Origin of the sequence: Chamaesiphon polymorphus CCALA 037, assembly GCF_003003845.1 — a bacterium.
In the GTDB taxonomy this organism is placed as follows: Bacteria; Cyanobacteriota; Cyanobacteriia; order Cyanobacteriales; family Chamaesiphonaceae; genus Chamaesiphon; species Chamaesiphon polymorphus.
The window spans coordinates 1-10,553 of record NZ_PVWO01000175.1 but is presented as its reverse complement, the minus strand read 5'-3'; the positions used below and the strand labels follow the sequence as shown (position 1 = coordinate 10,553).

At 44.5% G+C, this 10,553-nt stretch carries 9 protein-coding genes; 3 read left to right on the top strand and 6 right to left on the bottom strand.

All coding sequences use genetic code 11. The features are described 5' to 3' along the window. Window positions 1-50: 50 nt before the first annotated feature. Entirely contained in the window at window positions 51-1,013 is a 963-nt protein-coding gene (locus C7B77_RS14485) for a metallophosphoesterase family protein (protein ID WP_106305980.1), read from the bottom strand. Window positions 1,014-1,067: 54 nt separating this feature from the next. Here C7B77_RS14485 and C7B77_RS14480 point away from each other — a divergent pair, with 54 nt between their 5' ends. Next, a complete protein-coding gene (locus C7B77_RS14480; RefSeq protein WP_146138329.1) occupies window positions 1,068-2,216 on the top strand; it encodes a hypothetical protein in 1,149 nt (382 codons plus the stop codon). A gap of 237 nt (window positions 2,217-2,453) precedes the next feature. Here the strand turns inward: C7B77_RS14480 and C7B77_RS14475 are convergent, their stop codons facing one another. Both C7B77_RS14475 and C7B77_RS14470 read right to left on the bottom strand, forming a co-directional pair. Further along, window positions 2,454-3,533 (bottom strand): PEP-CTERM sorting domain-containing protein, encoded by a 1,080-nt coding sequence (locus C7B77_RS14475; protein WP_146138328.1) that lies wholly within the window; start codon window positions 3,531-3,533, stop codon window positions 2,454-2,456. Between the two features lie 484 nt (window positions 3,534-4,017). Further along, the gene (locus tag C7B77_RS14470) at window positions 4,018-4,797 is read right to left on the bottom strand and encodes a PEP-CTERM sorting domain-containing protein (RefSeq protein ID WP_106305974.1); all 780 of its coding nucleotides are present in this window, start codon (window positions 4,795-4,797) and stop codon (window positions 4,018-4,020) included. Window positions 4,798-5,371: 574 nt separating this feature from the next. On the opposite strand from C7B77_RS14470, the gene C7B77_RS14465 reads away from it, so the two are divergent. Continuing rightward, a complete protein-coding gene (locus tag C7B77_RS14465; RefSeq protein WP_106305971.1) occupies window positions 5,372-6,427 on the top strand; it encodes a J domain-containing protein in 1,056 nt (351 codons plus the stop codon). A gap of 101 nt (window positions 6,428-6,528) precedes the next feature. Here the strand turns inward: C7B77_RS14465 and radC are convergent, their stop codons facing one another. The 3 genes from radC to argS form a co-directional block, all read right to left on the bottom strand. Beyond that, window positions 6,529-7,260, bottom strand: a complete 732-nt coding sequence (radC, locus tag C7B77_RS14460; RefSeq protein WP_106305968.1) for a RadC family protein — start codon at window positions 7,258-7,260, stop codon at window positions 6,529-6,531. 121 nt (window positions 7,261-7,381) lie between these two features. Then, on the bottom strand, window positions 7,382-7,693 hold the full coding sequence (locus C7B77_RS14455; RefSeq protein ID WP_106305965.1) for a translation initiation factor: 312 nt from the start codon (window positions 7,691-7,693) through the stop codon (window positions 7,382-7,384). Window positions 7,694-7,902: 209 nt separating this feature from the next. Further along, window positions 7,903-9,669 (bottom strand): arginine--tRNA ligase, encoded by a 1,767-nt coding sequence (gene argS / locus C7B77_RS14450; RefSeq protein WP_106305962.1) that lies wholly within the window; start codon window positions 9,667-9,669, stop codon window positions 7,903-7,905. A 265-nt stretch (window positions 9,670-9,934) separates the two neighbouring features. Between argS and C7B77_RS14445 the strand changes: the two genes are divergently transcribed. Continuing rightward, a partial coding sequence (locus C7B77_RS14445; protein WP_146138327.1) for an MFS transporter occupies window positions 9,935-10,553 on the top strand: 619 nt, incomplete at its 3' end.

The following is a 10,553-nucleotide window of genomic DNA, read 5'->3' as shown; positions in this document are numbered from 1 at the left end:
ATCTTACTTAAGTTAAATTGACTAAACTGGGAGGAGATTTTGCGATGCTATTAAGTTAAATTAACTAAACCGCGATCGATTATCTCGCCCTTACTATCGATGCCAGTGAGGAGAATTTGGTCTTGGTAGACTTCGATGATGCCGAAGCTGTGGATGCTTTGGGCAAATGACGTCCAGCTTTGGGCTTTGATTGGATAGAGCTTCGCGCCGCCACCGCCGCAGACTAGATATGTCGTGCCATCGATCGGTTTAGAGCGTTGATAATTATGGTCGTGACCGTTAATCCACAATCGCACGTTGTGCTTTTTCAAGATGGGAGTAATATCTCTTTGCATGATGGCATTGACTTGATAGACACCCGCCGAGTAGATATTGTGATGTCCGTAGACGATATTCCACCTTGCTTTACTCGCCGCTAACTCGCGATCTAGCCATGCTAACTGCTTGGCGCGCTCCGTTGAGGTTGGATCGACGATCGCATTAGTTTCGAGTACAAAGAATTTTACATCCCCATGTGTGTGGGTATAATATTGCCCCTGCATATTAAATTGGGGATACTCGACTTGCCGATCGCCATTATCTGTCCGCACGTCATGATTGCCCAGTGCAGCATAGAACTTTACCCCTCGCTTGAGCAAATCCGCATAGGGAATTTCAAAAGCCTCTTTAATCTTCGACATCTCGCCATTATTGTAGATATTATCGCCCACCATCAACACTGCCTGAAAAGGATTTTGCTGATGGTATTGGCTCATGGCACGACCGACGGCATATTGAGTTTTGGTGCTACTACCCGTATCGGCCATTACTGCAAATCGCTGCAACAATTTTGACTTCGGGATTGCCACTGGCGATCGAGAATTTTTATCTCGAAAAGCAGCTCCAGGCGGCTGCGAGGCGAGTGCGCCATCGTCAGTAGCATCGAAGCGATCGGTCACTAATTTGCCAGATACAGCCAAGCCAAAGCCAGTCAAGCCAGCTCCAATTAAAAATTGACGACGGTTATTACTCATAAATTTTGATTATCTGTCAAGGCTGACCGAGTAAAGATGATAAATTAGAGTGAAGTGACACTCATCCTAACCGAAATGGCACCCCGATCGAGGACAGGAAAATTAATGCAAGGATTGTTTGGGCGGTTTGGAAAAAAGACCCCAGAACAATCGGTAGTTGCCAATGCAAATTCCCGTAAAAACGAGGGCGGCAAAGCCGAAAGACGATCGCCATTAGAAGATGAAGATCGCAAAACTGCGGCATTGAACGATTGGGATCGATCGACACCGAACGATCGAGATTTTCCGAGTTCTAGTATCTTTGATGATGACGAAGAAACCAACTGGGATGATGCCGAAACATTAGCCGACGACAATAATCGCATCGTCTACGCCCAACCCACCGTCCCCGAAACCATCCCGCCGATCCCCAAGACTACTCTAGATCTCGATGATTGGGATGACGCTCTTCCCGCACCAACAGTTAGAGATCGCAATACTCCAGAAGCTCGGCGCAACACAAATCCGATCCCATTACCGACTAACGAAGATATCTGGGACGATATTCCGCTAGACACTAAAATACCCCTGGCAAGTCCGCCAGCATTTTCGCCAAGTACTAGTAAGTCTGGAGATCGAAATCTGCGCGACAGCTCTACACCCGATCCGGTAAATAGCGTAGTCGGTAAATGGGCAAGACTGATGCAGCAATTTCGGCGCATTTTACCAGTGCAAGTTCAGCAGTTTGCCGATGCGATCGCGATCGCCATTATCGTCGCATTCCTAACTGTCGGGATCTGGTTCGTTGACGGTTTCTTCGTCCCGAAAATGATGCCATCTGTCGCCAATCCTACACCCGCACCTGTTGTCACCCCTGCCGCTTCGCCATCCGCCGAGACAGCTAGCACGCCCCAAATTAGCCCCGAACAAGTATTTATCGAAGAGATCGAAGCCCAATTAAGCGATCTTACCAGCCAATACCCAGACGATCTCGTCAGTGCCCTGAGCGTCGATCTCGCACGCGATCGATTAATCGTTCGGCTCAATCCAGCCTGGTATACGATCGATGACGAACTGCAAAATAGTTTAGCCGATCGGATGTGGCAACAAGCCCAAGCCAATCATTTTACCAAATTAGAAATCCAAGATAGTCAAGGTGTCTCGATCGCGCGCTCTCCAGTAGTCGGCAAACATCCAATTATTTTGCAACGCCGCCAGAGTTAGATCGGGTGTTACTGGATCTAACTCTGAAATTGCTAGTGATGGGGTTGGGAGTTGGGAGTTAAAGGAATCAGTTTGTACAGAAAAGATCCAGAATCATACCCTAATCCAGCAACGCCCTAAATTGAATAGAATATCGAAATCGATGTTAATCGTCAACGCAAAATACCAGGCAAATTATCGGATCGTTTCTGACGTCCGTAAATTTACCTGGTATTTCGATGTTAGTAACTAAATTATCTACACTTTATCGTTAGATTTTAGTTTCTTTCTCATGCGAAGTGCCGCAGTACCGCCGATCAAAGTACCAACGATCGTGAAAGGCTCAGGAACCGCAGTGGTGGGAGAGGTGCTAGTTGGTTCTGTGTTTGATGATGATGGTGGTGGTGGTGGTGCGTTAACCCCAGCTCGTGCAGTAATGTTGATCCCAGCAAAGAAGATATTATCGTCGCCTGAAGCATTGACAGTATCGAGCTTAATTTGGGTGTTGCCAGCAGCTAACAATGATTTAAGTGAGTAAAGTTCATCATCAGCGGCAGTATTGAGATCGGGATTGGTAGGATTATCAGTGCTATCACCAAGACCACCGATAGTTATCAATCCTCCATTGAATAGACCACCATCGTCAAATCCGCCAGCAGCATTAGTCAATCGCGAACCGTTGATATCTACTCTAGAAGATTGGCGCCCCCCTGCACTAAAACCGATACCTAGAGACAGCAATGCTTCAAAATTGGGATTGGAGAGTTGAGTGCTTGTCAGCGGATCGGCTAAATTGATAGAAGTAGTGTCACCTAATGGATTAGTGAAACCATCCAGGAAGGCAATCGTTCTTTCTAACTCATTGGGGTTGCTATAGACAATGGCTAAGGCTTCACCATCAATGTTGCTGGGACTTTCACTCAAGACGGAAAAAATGAAATCAGAAGCACTTCCATTTCCAATCTTAGCAGCAACTTGATTGGTAACATCTGCACGAAAAGCTGTGAGGCCAGAAGAAGACGTTGTACCAAGATTAGTCCAAGCAGCACTACTGTAAGTAGTCCCGTCGAAGTTAACAGTTGGAACAAATGAGTTGTTGTTCAAGTAAGTACTACTGTAAAGAAAAGCCTTTTCAATTTTCGATCCTACAGGCACAAAAGCACTAATATCCCCTACAGGAGTATTATTACTTCCCACACCATCAATCGACCAATTTCCATTGCCGTTGAATTGATAGGAAGTTAGTAGTGTCGCACTTGCTTTGGGAGCCTCAATCGCTCCGAGCGCAAATATCGCGCCTGAGCTGAGAGCTAGAACGATCGATCTGTTTAGTTTCATGGGGTAATTCTCATTGAATATAGAATGGTTAGAGTCGTTAGATCCGATCGCACATCATCAGATGCTTGAAATTTAGATTTAAAGTAAAAGTCAATTTTGTTGACTTAGACTGTAACGATCGATCTAGAATTGCTCATTACTTATCTGAAGAGATATGATGTAGAGCAAAATGGCTATGCAATGGTGTCTGTGGGCAAGAGTTGAGTGTTTGCTTTTATTTAAATGAGACTATTTGCAAATTAATAGCACGAGCTAAAAACAATTAATGTTGTTGCAAATTAGCAAATATTTTAGAGGCTAGTTCGCAAGATTCATCAGTGATTTGTCACGTACTATCTTCAAATGCTCAGATCTGCGGTCTTAGTATGCCCACATTTTGTAGGGCGACATACATTTGCAGAAATATTTTCAAGTAAAAGCGAAAATACATACCCTATCGATGTACGATATCGAATCGATCGAGTGCTATTTGCACCTAATCGCTTTATACTTTGGTGCTAGACTTTAGTTTCTTTCTCATCCGCATTGCTGCCGAGCCACCGATGAGAGTACCGACGATCGTGAAAGGTTCTGGAACTGATTCAGCAACGGGAGTGTTCACTGCTTCATTAAACCTTACATTGTCGATCGCAAAACCCGAAGCATCTGCACTCAGAGCCGAAAACTGTAGTCCAGCAATTGCGTTGCTACCATCGTCAGTTACTAGTCCGAGGAACTCAATTCCAAGAGCTGTATTGACAACCGAACCCAGACTCACACCATTGCGATTGAATGCAGTAATTTGAGTGCTACCGATAGTATTGAAGAAACCAGCATCAAGCCCAACTGCAGATACATTTCGGTTGAATAAAATACTGATTGGAGTGTTGAATAATGAGGAGCCTTCACCGCCACCAAGTACGGGAGTAGATGGGGTCGCATCATCGCGGACGATCTTGGCAATTCCAGTTAAGGATAAACTAGCAGTTGGGGAGCCTGATACAGCAGCATTAGTGTTAGTTTGTCCGGCAAACAATGCACCAAAAGAAACGATCGGTGCGTTAACACCACCACCATATTGAGCGGGAGCGTAAACAGGATTAATGGTACCAAGAGCAAAACCTGGTTCTGAGAATGTGATGCGACCAGCTTCTGCGCCAAAAGTAGCCGCAGTAACGCGGTTGACACTCACTGCATTAGCGGTAGATACAGAACATAGTGAAGCTAGTCCAAACACTCCAGCCGCAGCAATGAATTTGGAAAAATCTTTGAGTTGCGTTGTCATGAGAAATTATATCCTTCAAAAATTGAGAAATCGGGAACAGGCTCAGATGAAGATAGATAGCAAGATTGGCATTTCTGTAAAGTCTGTAGAACAGCACCATATATGCTACTCAATAGACTTCATAGATTTGTATGCTTAGAGTACCCACAGCTTGTATCGAGATCGATATCTGTCTATATATTTCTAAAAATTCTTGAAAGTGTTGCTATGAAAAGCTTTGAGACTCGAACGATCTCGATAAATTTGGATCGATCGATACATCTGGGGATTTTTTAGGTTAGCGAAAAAAAATCGACTTGCCCCTCAATGCCAGAGTCCAAATCGATTGCCCGTGCAATGTTTGCCAAGATCGTGTCGTTGCAACAATATATGTAGATAATCTGGCAAATTTTCTACTCGATCGCGAAGAGTCGCTGAAAGAGAATCGACCCTAGAGAGTTTCGATCGAGATAGAAACCACTCCCTCGCTAGAAAACTATGACTTTAACTGCTCCATTACACTTATTTACATGACAGAGCGCGGTTGAGTCACTAGAATAGTTAAGTTGCCATCTCGACCCCAATTATCTGTTCTATGGCTCGAAAATCTAAATCTGCCTCTACTCGCCAGCCTGCGGACACTACTACGGTAGCACCTAGTTCCGATGGGTTAGCACTCTCAGATCTACGCATCCGACTGGAATTTTTGGAGCGGGACAATCAAAAGCTACTCGGGCAAATCGAAAAAAAGCGCACCGAACTAAATAATTTGCTCGATCGAATTCGCGAAATTGGGTTAGAAGTAGCACAGCGGAGTGCTCCAGTTCTCCAGCAACTTTTTGAACTAGACACTAAAATTCACGCTGTATTTACCGAAATATTTACTGGTAAAAAACTCGGCAAACAGACTCGCAAAAATATTGAAAAGATTTACTACACACTGCAAATATCGGGATTGATTAGTCCCAATCATAGTCACGGTAGCTCCGCAGATGAGCCAGAAAACTTAGAAGACGAAGACCAGTGGGATGCTGAAGATTTTTTCGGACGTCAACATCAATCTCGCTTTAAGCCAGAGCCAGAAGCTCCACAGATCGATCGAGATGAATTAAAAAAAATTCGCCAGCTTTTCTTGAGATTGGCCGACGTTTTTCATCCCGATAAAGTCGGCGATGATAAAGATCGCGAGTATCATACCGAAGTAATGAAAGAAATTAACCAAGCCTATCAAGCTGGCGATCTGGCTAAGTTACTCGCGATCGAAAAGCAGCATCAGATGGGCGAAATCATCGATCGCGATAGTGAAGACGATCTCGCTCGTAGGTGCGCGCGGATCGAGCAAGAGAATGAATTTCTCAATAGCCAATATGCCAATCTCAAACAAGAGATCCGCATCACCAAAAGCACTCCCGAAGGCTCGATCGTCGCTGAATATAAGAAGTTAACCAAATCCGGTCTCGATCCGATCGGTGAAATGGTCGCCGAAACCGAATCGCAAGTTGAGGTAATTTCCGAAGTCTATCAATTCGTCAGCGATTTTCGAGACAAGAAGATGACAATTAAAGATTTCATGAAAGGCCCTGCCGTTTTTCAACAAATGCAGCAAATCTCAGCCGAAGAGTTATTAATGGAATTGTTTGCAGAATTTTAGGGCAGGAGTGTTGAAAGGGCTGGTTATCCATTACCCTGAGCCTTTATTCTTTACCCTTTCCCCAATTCCTAACTTTCTAACTAGCAACTTACGCTAGAGAATCAATCCTCCTGGGGACATTCGTCCCAGAGATTGGTATTCTGACGCAAGCTACTCCAGTTACCACCCCCTAAAATTAGATGATCTAATAGGGGGATGCCCAATAATTTTGCGCCAGCTAGCAACTGACGCGTGAGTTCGATATCGGCTTGACTGGCTTGGGGGCTACCGGAAGGGTGATTGTGTGCGACGATCGTTTTGGTCGCACCTTGCTTGAGAATGGCGGTGAAAATTTCTTTGGGTGGTGCGAGGGTTTCTGTCGCCGTGCCAATGGTAATTAACTGCGTCCCGAGCAACCGATTTTTGGTATCTAATAATAAGATGGCAAATCGCTCTTGAGTAGACCACATCAACTCTTGACTGAGCGCAGCGGCGGCGGTATCGGGACTTTCGATAATCGCGCGATCTGGGGGACGTAAGGAACAAGCTCGTTGTCCCAATTCTACTGCGGCCAGAATTGCTGTGGCTTTAGCTGGCCCCACTCCCGGAATATCCATCAATTCCTGGGGATGCAAATCGCGCAATCTTTCTAATGGATCTCGCTGATGTTGCCCTAAGTGATTGAGAATATATTCGCCTAACCCGATCGCCGATAGTTTACCAGGCCCTTGTCCCGTTCCTAATAAAATCGCGATTAACTCCGCATTTTTTAGGTGTTTGACGCCGTGGGCGAGCAAGCGTTCGCGGGGACGTTCGGTACTGGGGATATCGATGATACGGAGGCTGTAAGTCATGCCACGAAAGCGTAGTCGGTACGTAATTTAGAATTACTCGTCACTTTACGACAATTTGCTAGGCGATCGAATCGATATAATGGCCGATCTATTCTCTATCGAGCTGAAAATAATCTACCGTTTAGCCGCCACTCAATTTAGCTTTGTATCCCAATTTAGTGACGATCTCTAATAATTTTTGACGGTGGTCGCCTTGAATTTCGATCGAATTGTCTTTCATCGTGCCACCAGTACCGCACTGATTTTTGAGTGTCTTGGTGAGGCTGGTAAGTGTCTCTGCGGATACCTGAAAGCCACTGACGATCGTGACTGTTTTGCCGCCTTTGCCTTTTCTAGACACTTCGATCTTGAGTTTATGCTGGTTTGGGGGTAGTTCTATGACTTCTTCTTCGGGTTCTTCGTCCCCGAATTCACGGTAGGCGATTTTGTTCATATATCTTGGGTGTATGGAAGTATTTATCTCTATTTAGTCTCATTTTACGATCGAGACATAGCAATCTTAAATCATTCTCATATTATTACAGTCCTTATGAACTGGTATTGTTAACCGCAGAGGCGCAGAGAGCGCAGAGGCAGGAAAAAGAGGTACTAGTAGGGGCAATTCATGAATTGTCCCTACCGATTTTTATTTACCAAAAATGTCTACATCCTTTCTAGTACCGAAATGCCAAGTAAATCTAATCCTAATTTTAATGCTTTAGCAGTCAAATGACATAGAATTAACCGCGAAGTTCGCAAAGGTTCTTCAGCCTCTAGAATAGGATATTTTTTCTTGTCATCATAAAATTGATTAAATTTTTGACTCAATTCAAATAGATATTGACACAAGCGATTTGGCAATAAATCTCGTTCTATTTCTGTAATGATTGGTTCTAGTTGAAGGAGATGTTTGGCGAGATTGATTTCTAATTCTCCAGTGAAGATAATGGGGGCATTATCTCCGAGACTATCGTAATCGATATTACCTCTACGGCTGATTCCTTGCGGTCTGACATAGGCATACATCATATAGGGTGCGGTATTCCCTTGAAGTGCTAGCATTTTGTCAAAACTGAAGATGTAATTGCTCGTGCGATTTTGGCTCAAGTCGGAATATTTAACAGCACTAATTCCGACAACATTAGCACTATTATCGATAAATTCTGGAGTTTCTTCTCTGGATTCTGTTACTAACCGCGCTTCTAAATCGTTGCGGAATCGATCGACAGCTTCATCGAGCAATTCTTTTAATTTGACAGATTCACCATCTCTAGTCTTGATTTTTTTGCCGCCTTCTCCTAATACCAATCCGAAGGGAACGTGACTAACTTCCACATTTTCGGGAATCCAGTTTGCCGATTTGGCAACTTGAAATACTTGTGCGAAATGATCGGCTTGTCCGGCATCGGTGATATAAATAATCCGCTCGGCTTTATCGGTTTGAATCCGATATCTAATGGCAGCGAGATCGGTAGTGGCGTAGTTATAACCGCCGTCAGTTTTTTGAACGATTAGCGGTAAAGGATCGCCGTCTCTATTGGTAAATCCAGGGACGAAGACGCACTGTGCGCCGTCGCTTTCGACTAATAATCCCGTCACTTTTAGATCTTCAACTACGGCGGCTAAATAAGGGTTGTAAAAAGATTCGCCGCGTTCGGCGAGATTGACATGCAATCTGTCGTAGATGACCTGAAATTCGCGTCTAGATTGTTCGCACAGCAGTTTCCAAGCTTTGATACTTTCAGGGTCTTTTGCTTGGAGTTTGACGACTTCTTGTCTGGCTGCTTCTTTAAATTCTGGATCTTCATCAAAACGCTTTTTGGCTTGTTGATACAACACAACAATATCCCCTAAATCGAGTGCGTCAGCAGTCGTTAAGGCTTGGGGATAGGCTTCCCGCAAGTAGAGGATTAACATCCCAAATTGGGTACCCCAATCGCCAACGTGATTGAGTCTGAGCACATCGTGACCCCGAAATTCTAAGACTCTGGCGATACAATCTCCCAGAATAGTCGATCGCAAGTGGCCGACGTGCATTTCTTTGGCAATATTCGGACTCGAAAAGTCTACGATGACGCGTTGGGGTTTGTCAGCGACGGGTACTCCCAAGCGGCTATCGGCTTGCATGGCTTGGAGTTGAGTGGCCAGATGACTGGGTTTGACAGTAAAATTGATAAAGCCAGGGCCAGCAATTTGGGGTGGTTCGCAGACTGCGGCGACGTCTAAATTATCCACGATCGATTGAGCGATTGCGCGCGGCTGTTGGCCGATTTTTTTGGCGAGTCCCATCGCCATATTTGCCTGATAATCTCCAAATTTAGGATTGCTCGATAATACGAGGAGAGGATCGGTGCCAGCATAATCTTCCCCCAATGCGGCAACGATCGCCCGATCGAGTTGAGTAGTCAGGTATGCGAGAGTAGAGTTCATTTCAGGGGTGCGATGAATTAATAGCTAGGATCTATTATTATCCATTATCCACTGTCCACTCCAGCGACTGTCACATCCTGTCAGATTTTCCGACCCACTTATAGGTACAATCGCTACAGACGATTATCCAAAGCGGAGGCTACGCCAACGCAATTAGATTCGATCTTTAGTACCATTTTGATTTCGCACAGAGTCAGCTTCGCTACCGCAAACGCACCCCTATTTCCTAACAAATTGAATTATCTATACCCCTATTTTCTAGCCTATGTTGCCTGCTAAAACACCTACAGAGGCGAGTGGATTTAAGGCTCTACTCAAGAATAAATATTTTATCTTCTTGTGGACTGGGCAAGTCCTCTCGCAAATTGCAGATAAAGTGTTGATTGTCATGTCGATCGCGCTATTGACTAGTTACAATGTCCCAGTTAAATATGCAGCATCTTCTAGCTCGTATTTAATGGTAGCGACTACAATTCCAGCAATTTTATTTGGAGCCGCCGCCGGGATTTTTGTCGATCGCTATCCCAAAAAAAAGATTATGGTATTGGCCGATCTCGTTCGAGGTTCGCTGATTTTATTATTACCGATTCTACCGAGAGAGTTTATAGTTTTATTAATTATTACGTTTATAATTTCGACAGTTACTCAAGCCTTTGCTCCAGCAGAACAATCGGCAATTCCACTCGTTGTTAGGCCAGAAAATTTGTTGACAGCTAACGCGCTATTTGCGACTAGCTCGACAGCTTCGATTATTATTGGGTTTGCAATCGGCGAGCCGCTGTTGACGGCGGCAAGTAATATTAATAAATATGCTGGCCAAGAGATTTTATTAGCATCGCTCTATTTTATTGCCGCCGGATTGGGGCAATTGGTAAAGGTACAAG